Source organism: Filobacillus milosensis, from assembly GCF_004402015.1.
Lineage (GTDB): Bacteria > Bacillota > Bacilli > Bacillales > Alkalibacillaceae > Filobacillus > Filobacillus milosensis.
In genome coordinates this window covers 97,253-119,422 of sequence record NZ_SOPW01000010.1, presented here as the reverse complement: position 1 = coordinate 119,422, position 22,170 = coordinate 97,253, and the positions used below count along the sequence as shown (strand labels likewise).

Annotated in this window: 28 protein-coding genes and 1 riboswitch; of the genes, 7 read left to right on the top strand and 21 right to left on the bottom strand. The window is 36.5% G+C overall.

The window, feature by feature from the left end; translation table 11 throughout:
- Positions 1-4: 4 nt before the first annotated feature.
- Entirely contained in the window at positions 5-340 is a 336-nt protein-coding gene (locus E3U55_RS10715) for a thioredoxin family protein (protein ID WP_134340423.1), read from the bottom strand.
- A 143-nt stretch (positions 341-483) separates the two neighbouring features.
- Here E3U55_RS10715 and E3U55_RS10710 point away from each other — a divergent pair, with 143 nt between their 5' ends.
- Positions 484-693 (top strand): helix-turn-helix transcriptional regulator, encoded by a 210-nt coding sequence (locus E3U55_RS10710; RefSeq protein ID WP_134340422.1) that lies wholly within the window; start codon positions 484-486, stop codon positions 691-693.
- Positions 686-1,006, top strand: coding sequence for a DUF2178 domain-containing protein (locus E3U55_RS10705; RefSeq protein ID WP_134340421.1), 321 nt, complete (start codon positions 686-688; stop codon positions 1,004-1,006). Before E3U55_RS10710 ends, E3U55_RS10705 begins: the two co-directional genes overlap by 8 nt.
- Here E3U55_RS10705 and E3U55_RS10700 read toward each other — a convergent pair.
- From E3U55_RS10700 to E3U55_RS10645, 12 genes are all read right to left on the bottom strand, one after another.
- The gene (locus tag E3U55_RS10700) at positions 1,003-1,458 is read right to left on the bottom strand and encodes an SRPBCC family protein (protein WP_134340420.1); all 456 of its coding nucleotides are present in this window, start codon (positions 1,456-1,458) and stop codon (positions 1,003-1,005) included. The two genes, E3U55_RS10705 and E3U55_RS10700, sit on opposite strands and share 4 nt — an antisense overlap.
- A 94-nt stretch (positions 1,459-1,552) precedes the next feature.
- Positions 1,553-3,310 carry an aromatic amino acid hydroxylase gene (locus E3U55_RS10695; RefSeq protein ID WP_134340419.1) on the bottom strand — a complete coding sequence of 586 codons (1,758 nt, stop codon included), beginning with the start codon at positions 3,308-3,310 and terminating at the stop codon, positions 1,553-1,555.
- Positions 3,311-3,621: 311 nt separating this feature from the next.
- Positions 3,622-4,548, bottom strand: a complete 927-nt coding sequence (locus tag E3U55_RS10690) for a type II secretion system F family protein (protein WP_228547538.1) — start codon at positions 4,546-4,548, stop codon at positions 3,622-3,624.
- Between the two features lie 4 nt (positions 4,549-4,552).
- A complete protein-coding gene (locus tag E3U55_RS10685; RefSeq protein WP_228547537.1) occupies positions 4,553-5,527 on the bottom strand; it encodes a type II secretion system F family protein in 975 nt (324 codons plus the stop codon).
- The gene (locus tag E3U55_RS10680; protein ID WP_134340418.1) at positions 5,524-6,954 is read right to left on the bottom strand and encodes a CpaF family protein; all 1,431 of its coding nucleotides are present in this window, start codon (positions 6,952-6,954) and stop codon (positions 5,524-5,526) included. The genes E3U55_RS10685 and E3U55_RS10680 overlap by 4 nt, the downstream gene beginning before the upstream one ends.
- 24 nt (positions 6,955-6,978) lie before the next feature.
- Entirely contained in the window at positions 6,979-7,794 is an 816-nt protein-coding gene (locus E3U55_RS10675) for an AAA family ATPase (RefSeq protein WP_194840886.1), read from the bottom strand.
- A gap of 23 nt (positions 7,795-7,817) precedes the next feature.
- Positions 7,818-8,561 (bottom strand): Flp pilus assembly protein CpaB, encoded by a 744-nt coding sequence (gene cpaB / locus E3U55_RS10670; protein ID WP_134340416.1) that lies wholly within the window; start codon positions 8,559-8,561, stop codon positions 7,818-7,820.
- Between the two features lie 15 nt (positions 8,562-8,576).
- Positions 8,577-9,476 (bottom strand): Tad domain-containing protein, encoded by a 900-nt coding sequence (locus tag E3U55_RS10665; RefSeq protein ID WP_134340415.1) that lies wholly within the window; start codon positions 9,474-9,476, stop codon positions 8,577-8,579.
- A 13-nt stretch (positions 9,477-9,489) separates the two neighbouring features.
- A complete protein-coding gene (locus E3U55_RS10660) occupies positions 9,490-9,873 on the bottom strand; it encodes a TadE/TadG family type IV pilus assembly protein (RefSeq protein ID WP_134340414.1) in 384 nt (127 codons plus the stop codon).
- Positions 9,874-10,383: an A24 family peptidase gene (locus tag E3U55_RS10655; protein WP_228547536.1), complete on the bottom strand. Its 510-nt coding sequence runs from the start codon at positions 10,381-10,383 to the stop codon at positions 9,874-9,876. It abuts the gene before it with no gap.
- A gap of 47 nt (positions 10,384-10,430) precedes the next feature.
- A complete protein-coding gene (locus E3U55_RS10650) occupies positions 10,431-10,619 on the bottom strand; it encodes a Flp family type IVb pilin (protein WP_228547535.1) in 189 nt (62 codons plus the stop codon).
- A gap of 23 nt (positions 10,620-10,642) precedes the next feature.
- Complete coding sequence (locus E3U55_RS10645; protein ID WP_228547534.1) at positions 10,643-10,990, bottom strand: DUF192 domain-containing protein; 348 nt, start codon at positions 10,988-10,990, stop codon at positions 10,643-10,645.
- 133 nt (positions 10,991-11,123) lie between these two features.
- Positions 11,124-11,210, bottom strand: a riboswitch (cyclic di-GMP riboswitch).
- Positions 11,211-11,619: 409 nt separating this feature from the next.
- Between E3U55_RS10645 and E3U55_RS10640 the strand changes: the two genes are divergently transcribed.
- Entirely contained in the window at positions 11,620-12,966 is a 1,347-nt protein-coding gene (locus E3U55_RS10640) for a hypothetical protein (protein WP_134340412.1), read from the top strand.
- A gap of 42 nt (positions 12,967-13,008) precedes the next feature.
- Here the strand turns inward: E3U55_RS10640 and E3U55_RS10635 are convergent, their stop codons facing one another.
- From E3U55_RS10635 to E3U55_RS17370, 5 genes are all read right to left on the bottom strand, one after another.
- Positions 13,009-13,296, bottom strand: coding sequence for a 4a-hydroxytetrahydrobiopterin dehydratase (locus tag E3U55_RS10635; RefSeq protein ID WP_134340411.1), 288 nt, complete (start codon positions 13,294-13,296; stop codon positions 13,009-13,011).
- 65 nt (positions 13,297-13,361) lie between these two features.
- On the bottom strand, positions 13,362-13,745 hold the full coding sequence (locus E3U55_RS10630; RefSeq protein ID WP_228547533.1) for a hypothetical protein: 384 nt from the start codon (positions 13,743-13,745) through the stop codon (positions 13,362-13,364).
- Entirely contained in the window at positions 13,714-13,917 is a 204-nt protein-coding gene (locus tag E3U55_RS17705) for a cupin domain-containing protein (protein ID WP_228547532.1), read from the bottom strand. The genes E3U55_RS10630 and E3U55_RS17705 overlap by 32 nt, the downstream gene beginning before the upstream one ends.
- Positions 13,918-14,067: 150 nt before the next feature.
- Positions 14,068-15,447, bottom strand: coding sequence for a sensor domain-containing diguanylate cyclase (locus tag E3U55_RS10625; protein WP_134340410.1), 1,380 nt, complete (start codon positions 15,445-15,447; stop codon positions 14,068-14,070).
- 265 nt (positions 15,448-15,712) lie between these two features.
- Positions 15,713-15,862 carry a hypothetical protein gene (locus tag E3U55_RS17370; protein WP_153801935.1) on the bottom strand — a complete coding sequence of 50 codons (150 nt, stop codon included), beginning with the start codon at positions 15,860-15,862 and terminating at the stop codon, positions 15,713-15,715.
- Positions 15,863-16,043: 181 nt separating this feature from the next.
- Here E3U55_RS17370 and E3U55_RS10620 point away from each other — a divergent pair, with 181 nt between their 5' ends.
- The gene (locus tag E3U55_RS10620) at positions 16,044-16,952 is read left to right on the top strand and encodes a helix-turn-helix domain-containing protein (protein ID WP_194840885.1); all 909 of its coding nucleotides are present in this window, start codon (positions 16,044-16,046) and stop codon (positions 16,950-16,952) included.
- Between the two features lie 37 nt (positions 16,953-16,989).
- Here the strand turns inward: E3U55_RS10620 and E3U55_RS10615 are convergent, their stop codons facing one another.
- Entirely contained in the window at positions 16,990-17,565 is a 576-nt protein-coding gene (locus tag E3U55_RS10615) for a hypothetical protein (protein ID WP_134340408.1), read from the bottom strand.
- Between the two features lie 179 nt (positions 17,566-17,744).
- Here E3U55_RS10615 and E3U55_RS10610 point away from each other — a divergent pair, with 179 nt between their 5' ends.
- Genes E3U55_RS10610 through E3U55_RS10600 form a run of 3 tightly spaced genes read left to right on the top strand, consistent with a single transcriptional unit; the run spans position 17,745 to position 19,849 of the window.
- Positions 17,745-18,278: a GbsR/MarR family transcriptional regulator gene (locus E3U55_RS10610; protein ID WP_134340407.1), complete on the top strand. Its 534-nt coding sequence runs from the start codon at positions 17,745-17,747 to the stop codon at positions 18,276-18,278.
- Positions 18,279-18,290: 12 nt separating this feature from the next.
- Positions 18,291-18,962 (top strand): cysteine hydrolase family protein, encoded by a 672-nt coding sequence (locus E3U55_RS10605; RefSeq protein WP_134340406.1) that lies wholly within the window; start codon positions 18,291-18,293, stop codon positions 18,960-18,962.
- 5 nt (positions 18,963-18,967) lie between these two features.
- Positions 18,968-19,849 (top strand): glycine betaine ABC transporter substrate-binding protein, encoded by an 882-nt coding sequence (locus tag E3U55_RS10600; protein WP_134340405.1) that lies wholly within the window; start codon positions 18,968-18,970, stop codon positions 19,847-19,849.
- Between the two features lie 152 nt (positions 19,850-20,001).
- Here the strand turns inward: E3U55_RS10600 and E3U55_RS10595 are convergent, their stop codons facing one another.
- Positions 20,002-20,976, bottom strand: a complete 975-nt coding sequence (locus E3U55_RS10595; RefSeq protein WP_134340404.1) for an ABC transporter permease — start codon at positions 20,974-20,976, stop codon at positions 20,002-20,004.
- Positions 20,969-21,895 (bottom strand): ABC transporter ATP-binding protein, encoded by a 927-nt coding sequence (locus E3U55_RS10590; RefSeq protein WP_134340403.1) that lies wholly within the window; start codon positions 21,893-21,895, stop codon positions 20,969-20,971. The genes E3U55_RS10595 and E3U55_RS10590 overlap by 8 nt, the downstream gene beginning before the upstream one ends.
- Positions 21,896-22,170: the final 275 nt, after the last annotated feature.

Below are 22,170 nucleotides of genomic sequence, written 5' to 3'. Positions count from 1 at the left end.
GGGGTTAACCCATAACCCCTTGATAAATCTTAGCTACTTTTTCATTAAATTGATCCATCTGCACAATTCGGGCCTCACGCAAATATTCCTTACCCTCGACAAACAATATGAGTACAGGCACGGTAAAAATTGAAAATCGTCCCGCTACTTCTGGTACGTCGTCTGCTTCAATATGACCCAACTGGATTTCGGGATAATCTTCCATCAGTTTCTGGACTTGAGGTAAAAGTGAGTGACATACACTACACCCTTGTCTAGAAATATATATAAATGACAGTTTATGATTTTCTATTAACCCATCAACTTCCCCTATGCTTTTTAACTCATGAAATTCTCTCATAATTAAAACCTCCTGTTATTATTATACTTCTCATAACTCTCCATCTCATTTAAAAAGATTTTTGTAAAGTTTACTTGACACACAACAAAATGTAAAGTATATTTTACGTAAAGTTAACTTTACTAAATCTTAAAGGAGATCGCATGAAGAATTTAATTAAAAATAAACGAAAGGCTTTGAGCATCACACAAGAGGACCTCTCTGAAAAACTCAATGTATCTAGGCAAACGGTAATATCTTTAGAAAAGGGCCGTTATAAACCATCATTAGTTCTAGCTCATAAATTGGCTCAAATATTCAACTGTCAGATTGAAGACATATTTATATTTGAAGGAGATGAAAATATTGACTGAAAATATTTTAATTGGCTTAACCGGACTTGGGTTGGGTGTGCTTATTGCGTTGATTGTATACCTTATTCAGCGACGAGTCGGTAAAAAGAAGCGCTGGTTTGATGAACGCTATTACAAATTAAATAACAGAGCGAAGGCTTCATCGTGGAATATTATGTTAGTGATTCTAATTATTGCGTGGGCAGTGGTCATTATAGTAGAAGGCATTTCATTTTCATTTTTCTTAATGACAGCTATATACCTTGCACATTGCATTTCTCTTGCGATCACTGGTGCTTATCATTCCATTCAAGAAAAAAATGACCAGAGTTAGTCTCTGGTCATTTCATCATTATAATTTCGTTTAATGTACTCTCTTAATTGTTGCAAATGATCTCCGTCTTCTTTTTTAATGAGCATACCAATCAATGGTTTGTAAAGTTTGTTTCGCAGACCTTTAGGTTTGATTTTTCCTTCAAAATTAATGTCTGTTCCACCTTCAACCTCTGACAAGGTATATTCGTAAATTAAATCAATACCATTTTGTTCACTGTGAGTCGCGAACTTCTTGTTTGGTTTATACTCTGTAACTTCTAAAGTGTTCTCCACCAACGTTTTATTAATATTTCGTTTTTCTTTAATTTTAGTCCCTACTTCAATATGCTCACCTATAACTTCAACATCTTCAATATGATTTAAAACCTTGGGAGCATATTCATAGGTAGTTAAAACACGAAAAACTAATTCTGCTGGTGCTTCAATATGTACATCTCGTTTAAATGCCATGACGTTCACCTCTCATGACCTTATTGTATCATATGCATATAAACAAGCCACATAAAACTGAAAGAACCCGCAGTTACGCGAGTTCCTCAACTTTTTATTCAGAAATTAATGGAGCACTCTTCGCAACAGTTCTGCCACGCTCAATCAATGTACACCACTCATCATTAAGCATTTTAACTCGCTCGAGCTCCTCATTAACCTCTTTTAATAGTTCAGACGCTATCTCTTTTGCTAATAAAATTTCTATAATCTCTATTCTTAGCAACCAATCATCAGGAGAGACTTCTTTAATTTCATTAACTACACGTGTTAACTCAGCCTCTACGTTTTCAACACGACCTTCACGAACATCGCGGACGTCTTGGAAAAGTTGTTCAATTGGCGTTAATTCACTAAGTACCTTCTCCTCTTCAGGTTCCGCGTTTACGGTCGGGTGGAACGCTTCACCATCAGCCGCACCTGCAAAAACAGATACAATTTCAGCACCAACCGCCATATCAAACACACCCCATTCAGGTTCGAATAATACTTTATCGCCTAGAGTGACACGGCAGTCTTCGAAATTAATAAGCACGACTTTATTATTTTTCTTAACAATGTCTTTGACTTCACCCTTAACTTCGACACCACTTTCAAAATTTAGGGTAGCGCGTTCGCCTTTTATGATTCCTTGTCCAACCAATTCCTCATCATTTAAGTCTTCTAATGGTTTTGTTAGACCTTTTAATTTACCTACTGGTGAGCCAAACCCATCTGCGTGATGATTGGTTCCGTGACCTGGAAGTTCAATGTTATCAACTGCCAGGTTAGTCGGCCCATTCGTTTTAATATAAGTTAAATTACCTTCATTATCTATTAGTCGTTCAGAAAAAATGCCTGTTACTTGAAGGCCTGAACTAAATACTGACGTAGCCGTATTTTCGGATTGAATTGCTTTCTCTAAACTCTCAGTCCCTCCTTTTATGAACGCCATTTCATTAGCGAACTCTTTCAAACCATCTATTAATTGATCAAAACTAGTACATACAAATAATTGAGGTTGGGGTTTCGTGATATCAAAAGCTGTTTCAACCATTTCTTGTACATTAAATGGCCGTTTTTCTACCTCTGAGCTTAAAATATTGCTACCTTCTGCTACTGAGGATAATAGGCCCGCGCCATAGATGCGAGGTTCCTCAACCGTGCCAATCAACCCGTATTCCACAGTCCACCAGTATAGGCGACCAATTTTCTCAGCTTCAGAAACACCTTGAATAGCATCTTCTTTTTCTTTAACTCTTCGCTCAGCTGCTTGAATCTCTTCCTCAGTTGCACCGCCTTTTTCTAAAAGATTTGAGTAGTTACGAACCGCATCAAAGTGCTCATGCTCTTCTTTTGTCGCAATAGCTTTTTTACCAATTTCCCCAAATAATTTTACATACTCAGAGTACTTCTCGTTACAAAGGATTGGCGCATGTCCTGCCGCTTCATGAATAATATCCGGTGCTGGTGTGTATTGAATATTCTCCAGTTTACGTATTTCCGTGGCAATAGGTAAAATACCATTCCCTTGAAATTCAAAGAAAGCCACACCTGGGATGAAACCATCAATTGTTGCGGCACCCCATTCAAACGGTGCCAAAGCTTTATTCATGTCATATACATTCGGAATTTTTTCGATTGTAATACCAGAAGCTCTTAATCCATCTGTATACGCTTCATGCGCTAAGTCTTTTAAAGTATGGTGATTCTGTCTCATGACATAACGCCATACAGCATGATTAATCGGAGTATAAGCATCATAATTTTGTTTAGCTGTATACTTCCGTAAATGTTTTGGAACTTGTTGAGTTTCTTGTACTGTTACTGTCATTATAAAATCCCCTTCCTTTCCACCAATACACTTAAACGCATAAATGCTTAAACGCTTTTATTTGTTAAAGTATTGTTGACTAATTTACACGTTATGAGGAGATTTGTCAATAGAATTTATTAAAAATTATTGGCTTCCGTTTCATACGGAGGCTTTTTTTATTGGAGTTGGTGTGGAGATTAATGGAGTTGAAACCTCGATTAACAGAGTTAGACATTGTAATAATGGAGTTGTAACTTCTTTTAATGGAGTCAACCTTATTTTTATGAGAATTTTAGGCAGTAAAAAACACGCTCACTCAAAGCGTGCTTCTACTGATTCGCAAACATCTCTACAATTTGAATAATGGCTGGACCTAATAGCACGATAAATATACAAGGGAAGATAAATAGGACAAGAGGGAATAACATTTTAATCGGAGCTTTCATAGCTTGTTCTTCAGCACGTTGCTTACGTCGTTCGCGGATCTCCTCGGACTGAACGCGCAACGTCTGAACCATTCCGACACCTAGCTGTTCCGCCTGAATAATACTTCCGATTAATAGTTTAATATCATCAACCTCTAGCCGCTCCCTAATCCCGGACAGAGCTTCTTTCCTCGTTTTACCGAGTTTTAATTCTTCTAGACAGCGTCTAAATTCGTTAGATAGAACACCTTCTTGTTTAGAAACCACTTTACTTAAAGCAGAGTCAAAACCTAAACCAGCTTCCATACTAACTGCTAACAAATCGATAAAGTCAGGTAACTCTTTTACCGCTTCAGTGTAGCGCGTAGCTGTTTTCATTCGCAAATAAACGACCGGTAGATAGGCAGCCAACCCTAATCCTAATAGAATCATAAATAACACACGGCCGAATGAGGCATTGCCAATGATTGCTAGAATACTAAATAATAAAGGAAATGATACATATAAGATCAATTGTACTAAGCGATATTCAAACGGTGATAACCCCATTGGATTCCCAGCGCGCAACAGTTTGAGTTCAAGCTTTTCTTGTTTTTCAGATGGGATATTACGTCTAAATTGACGTTTGAACACCTTTAATTTAGGTTGGATCAGACGTTGAAAAAGTGATCGCTTATCCTCTTCTTCCTCTGCTACATCAACTGCTGCTGTCCCTTCAAATCCATAAACATAGGACTTACGAGAACTTACTTTTTGGCTCATTTCACGTCTGTACAGCACGAAGCCACCTATTAATAATATAATTGTCATCATGTACATGACTGCAACCATGACTTCACACCTCAATTGAAGTAATTTTTCTGATCAACACAAACCCAATAACCATGGAAATGCATGCAACTATTAAAAGTACAATTCCGATTGGGTTGCTAAAAAGCACTAAAATATATTCAGGATTTATTGCATAGAGCATAGTCATTAATCCGAGCGGTAATAAGCCTACAACTGCGCCTGACATCCTACCTTGAGCGGTCAATGTCTTAATCTGGCCATGGATTTTAATTCGTTCTCGTATGGTATGTACAATTTTTTCTAATACGACAGCTAAGTTACCGCCAACCTGACGTTGAATGACGATGGCTTGAATCATCAAATCTAAGTCATCGCTAGGGACACGATCCTTCATTCGATTCAAGGAATCTTCAACCGAAGCACCATATTGCATTTCTTTTAATAATTGATCTAGTTCTTCTTTAACTGGTGATGGCGATTCATTTCGAACATTTTGCATTGCCTGTGGAAAACTAAAACCCGCTCTTAAGGCACTAACAATAGATGAGATCATTTCAGCCAAATGATCATTAAACTGATTAATTCGCTGCTTCTTCTTACGTGCGACAATCATGCGAGGCAGCATCAACCCAAATATTGCTCCGACAACTAAGAACAATATATGTCCAAAAATGAGTTTAAATAAGCCCGCAAAGAAGGCGATTGAAATCCACCTGAACATGACATACTCTTCTGGTTTAATCGGAATGCCAGCCTGGTGTAAATCCATCTCTATTTGTTTTCCTTTGTCTTGCTTTTGCAAACCCTTACGAATCTTCTCTTTCGTCAAACGGAATTCAACAGCCATTTTGACTTTTTTATCTTTTTGAGGCGTTTCATCTGGCTCTTCTTCAAAAATGAACTGCTGTACCCGCTTCTTCATCCGTTGATCTTTATAAAACAGCTTGTGAAAAAGTGCTAAGAAAAAGAAGGTTGAAGTTAGTAAAACGCCTATTAATAAGAGAGAGTCTAGACTCATACGTTCCACTCCTCTTCTTTCACAAAGACATTTGTTGGAATATGAACATTTGCGTTGGTCAGCTGTTCAAAAAACTTCGGTCGCACGCCGGTTGGTACCAGATGACCTTGAATTTTTCCTTGTTCATCGATACCAGTTTGTTCAAATTCAAAAATGTCCTGAAGTACAATCACATCGCCTTCCATGCCTTGCACCTCTGTAATCTTGACGATTTTACGCGAACCATCTTTTAACCGTGATTGCTGGATAATGACATCAATGGCTCCAGAAATCTGATCTCGAATGGCTTTAATCGGTAGTTCTACACCTGCAAGTAACACCATCGTTTCTAAGCGCGACAACATATCACGCGGACTGTTCGAGTGACCTGTCGCAAGGGATCCATCGTGACCAGTATTCATGGCTTGTAACATATCTAACGCCTCTGCACCACGAACCTCACCAATGACGATACGGTCAGGTCGCATGCGTAATGAGTTACGAACGAGATCCCGAATTGAAATGGCACCTTTACCCTCTAAGTTGGGTGGTCGGGACTCTAATGAAACAACATGATCCTGACCAAGTTGGAGCTCCGCTGCATCTTCAATTGTTACGATTCGTTCATCATTTGGAATAAAATTCGATAACACATTTAACGTGGTTGTTTTACCTGAACCAGTACCACCACTGACGAAAATGTTTAATCGCGCTTTTACACAGGCATCTATAAACGTCGCCATCTCTTGAGATAACGTGCCAAAGCTCACTAAATCCTCAATTTTAAATGGGTCGGCTGCGAATTTACGAATCGTCAAAGTCGGACCATTCAATGCAAGCGGTGGGATAATCGCATTAACACGTGAACCATCCGGTAAGCGTGCATCCACCATCGGGCTACTCTCATCAATTCGACGACCTAATGGAGCCACAATTTTTTCAATGACATGAAGCACATGGTCATCATCACGAAATGATAAATCAGTTAACTCTAAGCGACCATTACGTTCACAATAAATTTGATCTGGTCCATTCACCATGACCTCTGATACATCTTCATCTTCTAACAACGGATTAATCGGACCATAACCTGTTAAATCGTTAACAAGTTCATCGACCACGCGTTTACGGTCAACCGTTCTGAATTCTTCATTGTCTTTAATCAAATCAACAGCAATTTCTTCTACAACCGGGATAATCTGTTCTTTCGGTTGATCACCTTTAATTTCTTTTAAAATTTCTTTATGTATTAAGTTTTTAAACTTTGTATGCTTTTCATCTAATACAGGCTTACTTTTAACAGGGGTTGCAGATTTTACTTCCTGTTTAACTTCAGGTTTTGGTGCCGCTTCTTGAACGACCTGTGCTTCATCAGGCTTATGCTTGTTTCCCTCTGCCGGACGTTTTCCATGTTGATCTTGGTTTTTAAGACGCTCTAATAAACTCATAACGACACCTCCACCATTTGGTTATTACTTACTAAATAAAGAGAATGAAAACATCTTACCCAATAACGAATCTTTTTTATTATTAGGTCGACCACTTTCTTGATCGATAATGGCTTGCGCCAACTTAAAAATACCCTTCGCAACGTCAGATTTTGCATGACTGACAACGACTGGCACTCCTAAATTCATTGATTGAGATGTTAACTTAAAATTATTTGGAATATAACGTACCTCTTCAGCACGTAACATACTCGGAGCTTCTTCCGGCTTGATTAAACTGTCCATGTTATAACGGTTTAAAACAAGTTCCAGCTTTTTCTCTAATTGTAATTGATGAATCGTTTCTACCATCATCTTCGTATTCTTCATAGATGCCACTTCAAGTGTTGTCACCGCGAGGATTTTATCAGCATTTTCCATAAAATCAATGGTTGAGTCATCCATACCATGACCCGCATCAACAACAACGTAATCAAAGTTTTTCTTTAATAATTGAACCGTTTTTTTTATCACTTCAGAAGACACCAGTTCAGCATACTCCGGTCGACTCGGCGCAGATAAAACCTTCACACCACTTTCATGCTCCGTTAAATAATTTGTTATATTATATTCATCCAAGCGGTCTTGTTCTTCCACTACATCTTTCATCGTAAAAGTCGATTGAAGATCCATGGCTAAACTAACATCTCCAAACTGAAATTCACCATCTATTAGTGCGACATCAACATTTTTCTTACTTAATGCAATAGCCAGGTTAACAGCCAAAACCGTTTTACCTACGCCACCTTTACCACTGCAGACCGTTATAACTTGTCCTTCTTTCTTTACTTCTTCAGTCATATGACTCTCCCCCATTAAAGAAGCTATTCTTCGCTATCGTTTTCACCTTCATCAACAATACGTGAATGAAGAGCTAAATGTATTGAACCTTCCTCACTTGCGTTAACCAGAGTAATCATATCTTCAGGATTCAGCTCCAATGTTACCTGACTATACTCTGCTGTTTCTTCCCCATTGTTACCAGAAACCATTTTCCTGCCAACTGATAAAACTCTTACTTTTTTTAATAAAAGCACTGATTCTTTATTATCAATTAATTGAATCGAATCACTACTTAGTATTGTTGGATCTAATTGTAAGGTCGGATTATCTTTCTCAGTATTTTCATATGTAAAAACTACATCCACATAATCTTCTGGATTAATTAAATTCGTAACTGACCGAACCATGTCTACCCCGACCGACACGGCTCGATATCCTTCATTCACCTTACGCGAAACGAGGTCTTGTTCCTCTTTACTCGACTTGAGTCGATGAGCAAGAACAACCTCTCCAGCAACCATGTCTGCTGTAGCAAACTTTCCACTGACTTCATCTACCGATTGAACAGCTTGCGCGTGCACCTGATCTTCTGGAACTGACTTCACCTGCACATCTTCAGCGGTTAACCGCTGATTCTCAGTCACATCTTCAGCTAATACAATGACATCCATCATAGGTGCCTCGTCAGTGGGGTCCGGTGCTTCTGATTGATTTGTATAAAAAAAGATAGCGGTCGTAATGATTCCCATTAGGATCGCTAATAAAAAGAGTAATTTTGATTGCATATTCTCACCTACTACTTATTCTGTCAGTCTAACGATAAATGCACCCCGGTCGACAGCTTCATCTAACTCATACCCAGTGCCTGTTCTTTCAATAAAAACCCCAGTAACTGTTTTATTATGTTTATCCATTGGTTCTGTTACATAAAAATAAGCAAAACCTGTAATTTCTACTTGTTTCATTTGGTTTTGGTCATGGTTGTAAGGCTTGTAAACTGGAATCAACAAAACTCTAGGGCAATCACGTTCGTACATATTTTCACAAACACTATCTACCAAGGTCTTAACTGCCTTATTCGTTGGCCCAGCCATGTTACCAGTCTCTGTATCAACAATATCTCCAACTTTTAATTCGCTTAGAGAACCATTTATTAGTGTTTCTTTATAAGTACTAGCTCCTGTGCCGTCTATTGCTAATGCACCAAAAAATCCAGTATCACTATCATGTTCATCTACTTTTAGGGTATATTCCTGCCCATAAATTAATTCTATTGATTCATCAATACCTAATGGAGCTACACCTTTAGCTCGACCCATAGGCCCAACTCGAGCTGTTGCGCGAACTTCCACATCTACCGAGTCAATTCCAAATAGTTTCATAAATGTTGTTTCAACTGGCTTTTCCAGTTCCAAAGTGACACGATTCTCTTTTACAATCGTGATTCCTTTAAAAGAACTTAACTCATCATGATGTTCGAGCGTCTCATCCACAATTTGCCGAACAACCTCTTCTTCCTGCGTCAGTTCTTGACCACCGGATAATACAGATGCGTTCGCTGCTTTTTGAAGGTGTTGGTGTGTCATGTACAACATACCACCATCAACGACTAATCCAGTTAATGCTAACAAGGCTGTAAAAGAGATTGTAACTAGAAATGTTGCATTTGCTTTTTCACTTTTCATTAAATACTTCATCATTAGACATCTCCCATCATTCCACCCTAATTGTTGAATCAGCAGTAATTTGAATATCATCACCAAAGACCTGCTTCGCAAAAGGTGTGAAAGGGGTGATTGGATAAGATAATTTGACGGTTACATATTCACCTGAAACGCGGTTAGATTCTGTTGGAGAAATTGAAATTCCTAACTTATCTGATTCGCCTGTTTGAAAGTGATTCTTTGCAAAGTTCGTAATCTCTTCATCCGTATAGCCAAAGCCTCCGAGGCGTACGGTTTCCTGTGCTGTAAAATGTAACCCTGTATACGAATACATCATCCGCCCAACATCAAAGACACCGACTAACATAATCATCAATAGCGGAATGACTAATGCGAACTCCACTACTGACTGACCTTTTTCACTTCGGAACATTTAAATCACCACTCCATCTAGAAAGAATGATAAACATGCTCCCCCAACAATCGCTACACCGTACGGAAAGGTGCGTTGCATCGTTTCTTTATTTGGAAATAACAATTGCATTCCATATCTCATGTTTGAAAGTGCGTAATATAAGCGTTTAAAAAAGTCTTTGCGAATTATAATTAGCGCTAGACCAATTACTCCACCAAGCACTGCCATATAAACGGCTGTCGCAAAGACAAATGCTGGACTAGTAATCGCGCCAATTACCGCGAGTAATTTTACATCGCCAGCTCCCATTCCACCCATCAGATATGGAATCAAAAGAATACCAAAACCAAGAAGTAATCCTAAGATTGAACTTTTGATTCCGTCCATACCATAGATCATTGGTTGAAGGAGGAGAGCAATGATTAATGCCGGAAAAAGAACTTTATTATAAATCTTCCGGTGCTTCAAATCTGTGAATAAACTAATGATTAATACAGTGAATAATAGCAAGTCGATTAAAATGTCCATTGCTCGCGCCCTCCTTTCCAAGTTTTTCTATTAGGATAGATCTTACTTTATGGTGTACCTGTGTCTGGCTCAGTTGTAAATCCTGCAATAACGTCGTTAAATACATTGATAATTTCTCCTGAAAACGTTGCTAAAACCGCAACAACTCCAACCGCAATAACACCTAACACCAACGCATACTCTGCCATACCTTGTCCTTCTTCTTCACGAAGGAAGTTCATGAATAAATTCTTCACTATAAACATCTCCTTTTAAAATATTATTCTTTTTCAAAGCTTAACTGGTGACCGATTTGTAAATCGGATGTCGCGATGGTGCCAGTGGGGAGTTCTAGCACCGATCGCGCATCCCTTCTCCGTTTCCCGAACTTACCTGGAGGAAGATTCTCGTCGATATCGACAACGACTAAATCTTGGTTCACATACACAACATCAATGGGGTATCGCATAAAATGTGTGTGTACCGATTGACAGGGTAAAATATGCAATCCGCAACCTGAGTCGAGTTGCTTGGTAAACATTAGTCCTTTTAACCGTCTGCTAAATGTATAGGCAGGTTTAATACTGTCTGCAATGGCTTGATCAGTACTCAGGTTATGCAGAATCAAAATGTTCACCTCCATTACAAAAATTACCCCGCCATTACCGAATGACGGGGTTGATCTAGTAAGATAGAAATGAAAAACCTTTTAACATCTCCGGATTTAAAAGGCTATTCCCTCTATCTCACTTCCCTGATCCTTCGGTAGCTGGCTGGCATTGTGCTTGTGCACAGAAGCCCCTGTAGCTTTGCGTCGCTGGCTTTCACCAGTTTTGCCTTTATCGAGATTAGGTCATATGAATTTTCTGACTAATCTCTTAAAGACATCATAATGCATTACTAGTTTACTAGGAATCCGTCAAAAATCCCATTTTGCAAGGACTTTGAAACACCTAAAAATGAACAAACATTCAATATTAGGTCCATCTAATTAACAATCTCTCAAAATATATTAATTCAACGTCAAAAATAGTAAATTATTGTATATTTTATAAGTATATATACTTATAAAATGTTTTTTCGAAAATATAAAATTTTTATGTCGGTTATATTACAAATCAGTCCTTTTGTTTCGTTTATTGATAGTAAGTTTTGGTAAGTCCTCTATTAAATGACCTAGTTTCAAAACTATCAATTAGGATAATAGAATGGGATTTGTTAAGATATTAGGGAGTTATGTAAGAAAGAGTGAGTCAAATGAGAAGAATGCAGTTTTATTTATATACAAGCTTTGTAATATGCTATATCCTTAGCCTATTCGTTACCTACGACGGCTTGATTCTAATACAAGGACTCATTGGTGTAGGGGCATTTGCCATTTCAATATTCGGTTCAAATCGCATATATCAAATAATTGGAATTATATTTTTAATCATTGCAACTTTACTATTTTTTATTTATGAATTGTCTTATGATGAAATCGCTACCTTTTTTACATCAATGGGGTTACTACTTTCATTACTCTATATCATACCGTTTATCAACCACTATATGATTGTTGGTGGTTATGATCAATCTCTTTTTGAAACGTTACAAAAAAACGCACCGAACCTTGGGAAATTATATGTTAAATCCTATCTAACGAGTTATGTTTTAACTCTATTTATTTTTATTTCTACAATCCCACTTATATACAACCTAATTAAAGATAAGACATCAAACTTCAACAAAAACATAACCGAGCAATTTGCGACACGAGCGATTTTACGTCCATTTGCTGCTGCAAATACATGGAGTCCAATTGAGGTCTATATCGCGCTAGTGGTTGCTTATACTGGATCGTCATACTTAATCCTGCTACCAGTTTTGTTTGCATTTTCGGTATCTATGCTCTTATTAGATACTTCATTAGGATACTTTAAGTATAGAAAAATAAAATTGCCAACACCAAGCAAACAAAGCCAATCTACTACAAATTATAAGCACCTTGGGTCCCTTGGGTTATTCTTAGTTCTATTTATAGTAGTAGCTGCCAGCCTTCATTTTGTAACAGGATTAGATTTCTTTGATGCTATCATTCTCGTTATTGTTCCATACACAATGACTTGGGCTTTAATAACGCAAAAATTACAAACGTTCATTCGGTATAACCAAAAAGTTTGGGGTGATCATCTTTGGACAATGCAAAACTTCATGATGCTTCTGATTCCGATCGGAGTATTCAATGAGGTCATTAGCCGTACTCCCATTTTTGATCAGATGATGGACTCGTTTGCATGGTTAGAGCAGTCACCGGTTTTACTATTTATATTTATACAGTTAAGCTCCATGGTTCTAGCGTTTTTCGGTTTTCACCCACTTGTGACGCTAAGCTTACAAGGGCTCTTTGTCACCCCATTTTTAGATTCCATAAATCCGCTTAGTATTTCAGTTGTCATGATTATTTCAGTCATTGCGAATGACATGACCGGAACATTCAATATTCCGATTACGATGCTGAATCAATATTTCAAGCGAAACCCTTACCAATTGACGCTATGGAATATAGGTTACGCTTTAACATTTGGTGCTGCAGGTGTACTCATTGCATGGTTGTTGCTATAAGTATCCAAAAGAAAAACCGCCTCCTCGGCGGTTTTTACTTTATTACTCATCATATAATTCATCAAAATGATTAGCCATCTCAAAGTCTAAATCCGTCAACCCACGCATTTCCCACGATGATATTTTAAGAGTTACGACCTTATAATCAATCGCAATGTTCGGGTGATGATTTTGACTTTCAGCATATTCAGCTACTTTACGTACAAAATCAATACCGTTTAAGTAGTCTTTGAACTTATAGCGCCTGCGAATCCATTTCTCATCAACTAGTTTCCAGTTATCTAATTTAGATAGTTCTTGTTCAATTTGTTCATCTGTTAATCGTTCCATGTAAACACTCCTTTGACTACTTAAATGCTACCGTACATTACTCCTTCATGCATCCCCCAATGTAACTATCGTGCATATTTCTCTATTAATTCTTGATCAATGCCTTTTTTCTTACCCTTTTTAACTAAACGTTTCATTAAATAACGTAAGAAAAAGGGTAATTCCACCATTCGAGAATCTTGCATTTCCAGGGCTAAAGCTAAATGTACCTTATCTTTTGGTATGCCTTTGTCATCAGATTTGCCATCTCGCATTAATCCATACAAAATCCGCATGGAATCCTCAAAGCGATGAGCAGGGGTAATTTTAACGCGAAAGGTAACCGGCTTTTGATTTGAAGCATTAAGGAACATATGGTTCGTCTCTTTCGGAACCGCAATTTGTTCACCAGCCACTAAAATATGCCCTTCATCTCCCCTAACAACCTTTAACTCCCCTTCTAACTTCAAACTCTTCCTCAAATTTCATATGGTAATGTAGTGGTGGACCTTCACCACCAGGAGGTAAAAATACTTCAATGTATTCATACGCTCCATCCGTATCTGCACTTGTCTCTAAAAACGTGATTCTTTCACCTGTGAATTTATGTGTAATCGTTTCTGCTGCCTTTAAAGTAGTCAAACACAACCCTCCTTTTATGACATTTCTATATAATTATATTCGACAACAAGGATATATTTTCCTTTTTCTAGCTTATTCTCAACTTTCCGTAAATAAAAAGACCGCCTCAATTGGCAGTCCAATTACATCTATATAAATATTAGGGGGTGACTATATACTTATTAGATAATCCTTCAAATTCTGCAGTTCTAAAGGTTTACTGAAGTAAAATCCTTGATATACTTCACAGCCAAAGTCACGGATAATCGATAAATGCTTTTCATACTCGACACCTTCAGCAATTACATCTAACTCCAAATCCATTCCTAGCTGAATAATCGTTTTACAAATTCGACGATCAACTGGACTCTTATCAACATCATCAATAAATGTTTTATCTAACTTAATCGTATCAACCGGTAAATATTTTAAATAGTTTAATGATGAGTAGGTTGTACCAAAATCATCAATCGAGACCTTAACGCCTAACTTTTTTAACTGTTGAAACGTTACAGCTGCATCTTTCAAGTTTTCCATTAATGATGTTTCCGTTATTTCTATAGATAATAACTTCGCCGGAAATTGTGTGTCGTTTAAAATGCGTTCTATGCGTTTAGCAAAACCCTCTTGCTTAATATGAATCGCTGACGCATTAACAGATAAGATAAACTCTTTCCCAGACTCATCCATCAACTGCTTCATATCACTACAAGCTCTATGACATATCACTTCATCGAGCCAGTCAATAAATTGATAAGTTTCTGCGTGTTCAATGAAATCTATAGGCGATATGACGCCAAACTCAGGGTGATCCCATCTTGCTAATGCCTCAACCCCATAAAGTTCATGATGTTCACCTTTAAAAATAGGTTGATAATAAGGGAATATCTCACCTTGTTTTAATGATTCTTTAATCAAGTTAGCGTATTCCTCAGGCGAGTCTGCCATCTTATTAAAAGGTTGATCTGTAGTCACTGATGACTCCAAGACTGCGTTATTATCATTCATATAATTAGAAATAATAAGTGCAATTAACTCTTTATAAGCATTCAAAGTATCAATCTCACCTTGACTTGGAGATTGCTTAAAATTTTTCGAATAAGTGGCAAAGGCTGCAATAACTTCTTGTGATCCTGGTTTAAAGACAGGTACAGACCAACAAGACTTCAATTGATATGGTTGAACAATATAAAGATAGTTCTTCCATTTCGGGTCATTATTCATATCAGGAGTAAAAACAAATTCTCCACGCACCACTGCTGTACCGCAAGTACCTAAGCCATCATACAAGCGAATATTTGTAAACTCTTCAACCATTTTATCTGGAAGTGTGTACCCTACACCTCCAATAAACTCGGTACTATCTTCGTCCATTAACATGATTGTACAATACGAATCTTCCAGTCGATCTTCGAAATATTTCAATGCACGCTTCAAAACATCCCGGAGTGGTATACCCTCATTCAAATATTCCGTAATATATTGATAACCTTCGACAAAATCCTCCGGGCTTAACACTCTGTGTTCATTAGCTAGACGCTTCTCCCCCATACAACAAGAGCCTCCCGATTAATATGACTTTTAAACTACAAAATTCGACATTTATAGTAAAAAAAATTATGTAAATACATTATAATATACCTAAGTCTATGAAAATGTTGGTAATAATAACCTTTATATTTTTATAGTTTTAAGATATTATGTAAAAAAAGTGCTACCAAAAATCTATTATAATTTCTGGTAGCATATAAAATTATGGACGAATAAAAAATATGGACGACTTATAAGGAAATGCTTTGAGTTAAGTAAGTTGGTATTAGTCTAGAGAACCTAAATCATTGTCCCCTTGGCTTTTACCAAACATTTCAGCTTGCATAACTGAATCGTTTAGATCACCAGCACTTACGTTTACAGAGAAACCAACAATCAGTGCAGTGATGACTGCGATACCTAGTAACTTTCTCATTCTTTTCACCTCCTATTTATCTGTTTCAACTTTCTAATTAGATAGTATCAGAATTTTAAAATGCTCGTATTAGCGATTACAGCTGATTTCGAACATCTCAGAAGGAATTATCTTTGTTTTCCTTTGATTTTCTCAAAAAATATAAACATTGGAATATTTCATACTTTTGGAGGGAATTTTTTTGGATACTCGTGAGGAAATAGGTAAAAGAATTTATGAATTAAGAAGATATTTCAAGATTACCCAGAAAGAACTATGTGAGGGAATATGTACGCAAGCTTATATTAGCAAAATTGAAAATGGTTCGCTAGCTATTGCTGCAGATATTTTATTTCAAATTGCAGAAAGACTAGGTGTAGATATTAACTATTTCTATGATTCAACATATAATTCAAGAGTTGATTATGCATTAGAAGTTGAGTTAGAGGCAAGAGAACTTGTAAAAAATGACGATTATGAAATGTTAAGAGAATTAATAAAACGAGAAGAAAGAACCCCTTTGATGAACAACAATAAATTTAAGCAATTTATTCTATGGCATAAATCCCTTTGTAAGCGTTTTTTAGATGAAAATCACTACGAAGCTTTAGAACTATTGGAAGAAGCTTTAAAACTTTGTAATACGAGTACTAAGTCTTATTCTGAGCGCGAAATTCAAATACTAATTAATAAAGCAAATTTGTTTATTGATATCAGTGAAATCAGAAGTTTCGAAAAAGCTATTGTAATCTATAAAGATGCTAAAGTAGCAATAGAAAGTCTTCCTTATATACATGATAATGACCTGTTGACATTAATTTTATATAATTTAGCTAGAGCTTACACACTTGAGCATAAACCTGAGGAAGCAATAAAATATGCAGAAGAAGGGATTATTAATTGTCAAAAAACAAATTCTCTATTCGGTTTTGGACAATTACACTTTATTTTAGGCGTAAATCATAAAGAATTAAAAAAATACTCAATAGCATTAGAGCATTTAGAAAAAGCTAAAGTCATAAGTAACTTGAGTAATAACTTCGGATCCATGCCAATAATAGAAAAGAATATCAAAAAAATTAGAGACTTATTTAATTATGAAAAAGTATAATCATAAGGAGACCCTCGTCTCCTTTTTTTACTTTCCCCTATTCACTTTGCACTCCAGCCCGTTTCCTTACTTTTAAAATAAACCTCGTAAACCAATAAGCAATATAAGCAATTCCAACATCAATTAAGAAAATATAAAATTTATTAAATCCATTTTTAATATCAACCATACCTATCATCTCTTCCAAACTCGCTGCTCCAAATGCAAAGATTCCGCTAAGAACCAATGTCAACAAATAAAAGTTCTTATTATGATTTGTACAGTATTGATAAAGCAAAAGGAAAGCCACAGGGAGTACGGAAGCAGTCATATTAAACGCAGACGGAAGCATTGTTGTTAAGAAGTAATTATGAACAAAAAATAAGTGAATCTCTAAAAAATCATTAATATAATCCCATAAAATGTGCACGGTATAACCAAAGAAAAGAACTTCAAAGATTCTTCTTCGATCCACGGCGAATATTAGAACAATTAAAGGAATAACTACCATTGCCAGGATAACCCAAAATTGCCACGATGAAAACCCGGAATAATCTCGCCAGTAGCTCTCTGAGAGTTTATTCCACTCTTCCATGACACGATATATTTTTTGCCAATACTCATTATAACTCATTTAAAGTCCCCCCAATGACTGAATCAACTATCTGACCCTTTTTAATTTTTACGAATTTGGAAAAAATATACTCGCTATTCAACATGATTTGACATTTAATTCATTTTGTATAAAATATATAATATAAATTAAACAAATTAATTAACTACTTTTCTATTTTTATAAAGGAGGATAATATATTGAGCCAACATACTGAAAAACTTCAAGAATCACAGGACGTCATCGTGAGCGCGATTGCACAATCCATGGTTATATACGGGGTTACTCCGTCAGTTGGAAGAATATACGGTGTTTTATATTTCTCAGAAGAACCCATGACATTAGATGAAATCAAAGATCAAGTTGCCATGAGTAAAGCAAGTGTCAGTAATGGGATTCGTGAACTTATGGAAACTGAAATGGTAACCAAGGTTTGGAAAAAGGGCGAAAGAAAAGATCATTTTATTGCCGAAAAAGACTTTCTTAAGAACTTTTTAAACTTTTTCGTTAAAATGATTCGACTTGAACGAAGCCTTATTTCAAAAGCGATCGACCAAACTGAACCAACCATCGAAGAAATTTCAAAGAATCCTGATAGCGAAGATGCCAAACGAATCGCTAATCGTGACTTAGAATCAATTGGTGAGGCAAAGGAGTATTTGGATTGGATTATGCGCCTGGCTAACACCTTAGAGTCTAGAGAAATTTTTAATTGCGTCCCAAAAGAGAAATAAAGGAGTCATCTTATGAAGAACCAAACAGCACTAGTATTAATTGATTTACAAAAAGAGTCTCACTTTGGACTAGATAGCATGGAGAAAGTGGTTCAAAATGCTAAAGAACTGATTGAGGCTTGTAGAGCGTCTAATATACCCATTATATATACAAAACAAATTAACCGTACTGATCGTATTGGATTATCGGTCGGTGAACCGCTTAAGGACGATGGTACGCCTTACTATTACAATAACGGCACCGACCAAATTGAAATTTTGGATGAAATCAAACCTGAAACTGATGATGTTGTCATTGATAAATATCGTTGGAGCGCCTTCTACGAAACAAGCCTAGATCTCATGCTTAGAAACTTAGGGGTAAAAGACTTAATCATAGGTGGCGTTGTAACGGATGGCTGCCTCATGACATCTGTTTTTGATGCGTACTTCAGGGATTACAACATTCATCTCGTTCACGATATTTGTTCTGCATCGAATGAAGGTGCACACATGTCTGCGATGGCAACGATGGCGAATTGGGTTTATAACTTAAAAGTTTATAATACGCCTAATATAAAGAGAAAATTACAAGGCGAAGAGTATGATTGCTGGGGAGCTGAGGAAGCTGATTCCATGCAATTCACTCCAGAAAATTTAAGAGAGAAATATAAAAGCTTAACACTAGAAAGAAAGGGAGATTAATAGATATGAGAAAGATTTTAACAACTATGATGTTAACAACAGTATTGATTTTAGCTGCTTGTGGCGGTTCAGGTTCCGATTCTGAAGAAAATAGTGGTAGCGAAAGTAAAGGAGAAATTGTATTTGGCCAAACTTCGTGGACAAGTACAGAAGCACCTACTCAAATCGCTAAACAGATTCTAGAAGAAGTGGGTTATGAGGTTGAAATTAAACTATTGGATCAACCCGTCATCTGGGAAGGGATGAAAAACGAAGAAGTTGATTTCTTCATGGATGCATGGTTGCCATATACTGAAGAAAAATTATGGAATGAATACAAAGACGACCTACAAAAAGTCTCAACGAGTTATGAAGAAGTTCCTTTAGGATGGGTTGTACCAGAATATGTTGAAGAAGAGACAATCGAAGACTTAGAAGGTAAGGCAGAAAAGTTCGACGGTGAGATCGTGACGATCGGTGAAGGTGCTGGTATTGTTCAACTGTCTAATTCTGTGATGAATGATGAAGATTATAACTTAGAAGGTTTTGAATTATTACCATCTAGTGAAGCTGCTATGATGGGTGTCATTGAATCTAAATATGATAATAAAGAACCGTTTATCATTACAGGTTGGAGACCACACTCTATGTTCGCTAAGTATGATCTTAAATTTTTAGAAGATACTCAAGGACATTTAAAATATGACAATGTGTATGTACTTTCATATAAAGGTATCGAAGAGAAATACCCTGAAGCATATGAAATATTATCTCAGTGGAACATTGAAGTTTCTGAGCTTGAAGAAATGATGAGTGCTTATGAAGAAGAAGGTAAATCATTCGAAGATTCTGCTGCTGAGTGGATTGAAGAAAACCGTGATACCGTTGATAAATGGATTAGTGAATAATATTTAATGCCCCAGAGGTCATGAAATAATGACCTTCTGAGGCATTTTTATTAATTCATGAGATCCCGTAGGTGTATTGGTCTAGGACCTTCAAAAAATGCGATTAACGCAATGTTCAACACATGCTTCAATTTGGTGTGATGGAACAATAATTATTGACCTGCCACATCTCTCTTATTGAAGAAGACCCATGACAATACGATAAATACAACAAAATATATAATCAACATCGTAATCGAAAATCCTAATGTCATGCCATCGATCCACACGTTTCCTGTTTCATATTGTCTCAGGTTTGTATTTGCAAAAAGAATAAATTTAGCCCAGTCATACTCTGAGAAAATTTGAACAACCATATTTCCACCCATCATCAAAAATATCCCTAGCCCAATAGCAATTGAACTATTTCTAAAGATGGTAGAAATCATAAATGCAAAGGTCGTCATCATAACAAGGTTTACAAGGTTGTAACCATACTCTGTTAGCACTTCACCTACTAAAGGTACATACACGAGGCCTTCAGCTTTTTGCAGGACAATACTTGGATTAAATCCTTCGAAGCCGAAAACAATAGCTCCTGAAATGAATGATACAATCCATAAGAAAATTAACGTAAATAAAGCAAAAAGTAGTACAGCAACAAATTTTGATGCTAAGATCATGGTTCGTGAAACTGGTCGGATTAGAAGCAACTTAATCGTCCCCCACCTAAATTCACTCGACACGATTCCAGAACCAATAATGATTGTGAATAAGCTTATTAGTGATACTAATCCAGCATTATCTAATACATGCTGCCATGCCCCATAGTTAAGTGGTTTAATATCATTTTCTAAGTAGTAATTGTTTTTATTAATTTGTTCTTCGAAATAAGTAACCCCAAAATCTATACCACTCTCTTCACTACCTCGTTTCATTTCAGCGTTTTCTTCTGCCAAGTTCTCATTTTCCTGCTTTAATTCTTCACGCCAATTGTCCGAATACTCGGTTTCAATTTGGTCAGTAGTGATTGTTAGAATAATACCTGCAATGACAATTACGGTAAGAATACCATACATAACCCACGTGGTTTTTCTAACAAATATTTTCATCAATTCATTAAATAAAAGCTTGAAAAATCTACTCAATGACGTTCCCCCCTGTCAACTCTAGGAATTCATCTTCTAAAGTTACTTTAGTGGTTGCAACAGTATAAATTGCAATATCTTTATTCACAAGTTGCTTAACTATGCCAGGCACTTCTTGACGAGTTAATTCCACAAAAAGCTGGCCCCCTTCACGGTTTACAGGGATTTCAAGTTCTTTTAATATGCCCTCAGCATGGTCCACCTGTTCCACATCAAGTAACACTTTCTGTTTTGTTTCTTCTGACTTTGAATCATCCTGATCGTTAACTGATCGTTCAGAGATTAATTCACCATGCTTAATAATTCCAATTCGATCACAAATCAGCTCAATCTCTGATAGCAGGTGACTCGAAATAATAACTGCAACATTTTCTTTCACAGCTAAATCTTTGATATACTGACGAATTTCTCGAATACCAGCAGGATCTAAACCATTTGTTGGTTCATCTAAAATTAATACAGAAGGTTTATGTAATATAGCCTGGGCAATACCTAATCGCTGCCTCATTCCTAGCGAATATTTTTTTACTTTATCATTAATTACTTTCTCAAGGCCTACTAATTTAACCACTTCTCTAATGCGGTCTTTTGAAATGCCTTCATACATATTAGCGAAGTGGATTAGGTTTTTCCACCCGGACATAAATGGATAAAGTTCAGGGTTTTCAACAATTGCCCCAATATTTTTGGCAGCTTCACTATAATCTGATTGAATGCTTTTACCAAGCACTTTAATGTCGCCATCCGATAATTTCATTAACCCTACAATCATACGAATTGTCGTAGTTTTACCTGCCCCATTCGGCCCGATAAAACCGTAAACCTCTCCTTGTTTAACGTTAAAACTTAGCCCTTTAATAATCTCTTTTTTACTTATTGTCTTTTTAACATCCTTTAACTCTAATGCTATCTGACTCAATGAGTAACCTCCTTTATTTTTGATTCCAACATTACTACGGTTGACCTAGGTCTATGGTTTCAAAAGGGACATATTTTTTATAGAAGTGATGATTTTTCTTATAGAGAGTGAGATACTTCTCGTAGATTGAGCAATTTTTCTGATAGAACAAGCGAAACTTCTCATAGAATACAGTGTTTTTCTCGTAGGGCACTGAAATCTTCTTATAGAATTACTTCTCTTTTAGCAAAACTGAAAGTAGAGAATAAATAGAAAAAACTCCTCAAGCCAAGACT

Coding starts and splice junctions, on each gene's coding strand:
- E3U55_RS10600 (WP_134340405.1), top strand. CDS start 18,968: ATGAGAAAGATTTTAACAACTATGATGTTAACAACAGTATTGATTTTA.
- E3U55_RS10675 (WP_194840886.1), bottom strand. CDS start 7,794: ATGACTGAAGAAGTAAAGAAAGAAGGACAAGTTATAACGGTCTGCAGT.
- E3U55_RS10625 (WP_134340410.1), bottom strand. CDS start 15,447: ATGGGGGAGAAGCGTCTAGCTAATGAACACAGAGTGTTAAGCCCGGAG.
- E3U55_RS10665 (WP_134340415.1), bottom strand. CDS start 9,476: ATGATGAAGTATTTAATGAAAAGTGAAAAAGCAAATGCAACATTTCTA.
- E3U55_RS10640 (WP_134340412.1), top strand. CDS start 11,620: ATGAGAAGAATGCAGTTTTATTTATATACAAGCTTTGTAATATGCTAT.
- E3U55_RS10615 (WP_134340408.1), bottom strand. CDS start 17,565: ATGAGTTATAATGAGTATTGGCAAAAAATATATCGTGTCATGGAAGAG.
- E3U55_RS10700 (WP_134340420.1), bottom strand. CDS start 1,458: ATGGCATTTAAACGAGATGTACATATTGAAGCACCAGCAGAATTAGTT.
- E3U55_RS10695 (WP_134340419.1), bottom strand. CDS start 3,310: ATGACAGTAACAGTACAAGAAACTCAACAAGTTCCAAAACATTTACGG.
- E3U55_RS10710 (WP_134340422.1), top strand. CDS start 484: ATGAAGAATTTAATTAAAAATAAACGAAAGGCTTTGAGCATCACACAA.
- E3U55_RS10680 (WP_134340418.1), bottom strand. CDS start 6,954: ATGAGTTTATTAGAGCGTCTTAAAAACCAAGATCAACATGGAAAACGT.
- E3U55_RS10655 (WP_228547536.1), bottom strand. CDS start 10,383: ATGGACATTTTAATCGACTTGCTATTATTCACTGTATTAATCATTAGT.
- E3U55_RS10685 (WP_228547537.1), bottom strand. CDS start 5,527: ATGAGTCTAGACTCTCTCTTATTAATAGGCGTTTTACTAACTTCAACC.
- E3U55_RS10690 (WP_228547538.1), bottom strand. CDS start 4,548: ATGGTTGCAGTCATGTACATGATGACAATTATATTATTAATAGGTGGC.
- E3U55_RS17370 (WP_153801935.1), bottom strand. CDS start 15,862: ATGAGAAAGTTACTAGGTATCGCAGTCATCACTGCACTGATTGTTGGT.
- E3U55_RS10605 (WP_134340406.1), top strand. CDS start 18,291: ATGAAGAACCAAACAGCACTAGTATTAATTGATTTACAAAAAGAGTCT.
- E3U55_RS10660 (WP_134340414.1), bottom strand. CDS start 9,873: ATGTTCCGAAGTGAAAAAGGTCAGTCAGTAGTGGAGTTCGCATTAGTC.
- cpaB (WP_134340416.1), bottom strand. CDS start 8,561: ATGCAATCAAAATTACTCTTTTTATTAGCGATCCTAATGGGAATCATT.
- E3U55_RS10715 (WP_134340423.1), bottom strand. CDS start 340: ATGAGAGAATTTCATGAGTTAAAAAGCATAGGGGAAGTTGATGGGTTA.
- E3U55_RS10635 (WP_134340411.1), bottom strand. CDS start 13,296: ATGGAACGATTAACAGATGAACAAATTGAACAAGAACTATCTAAATTA.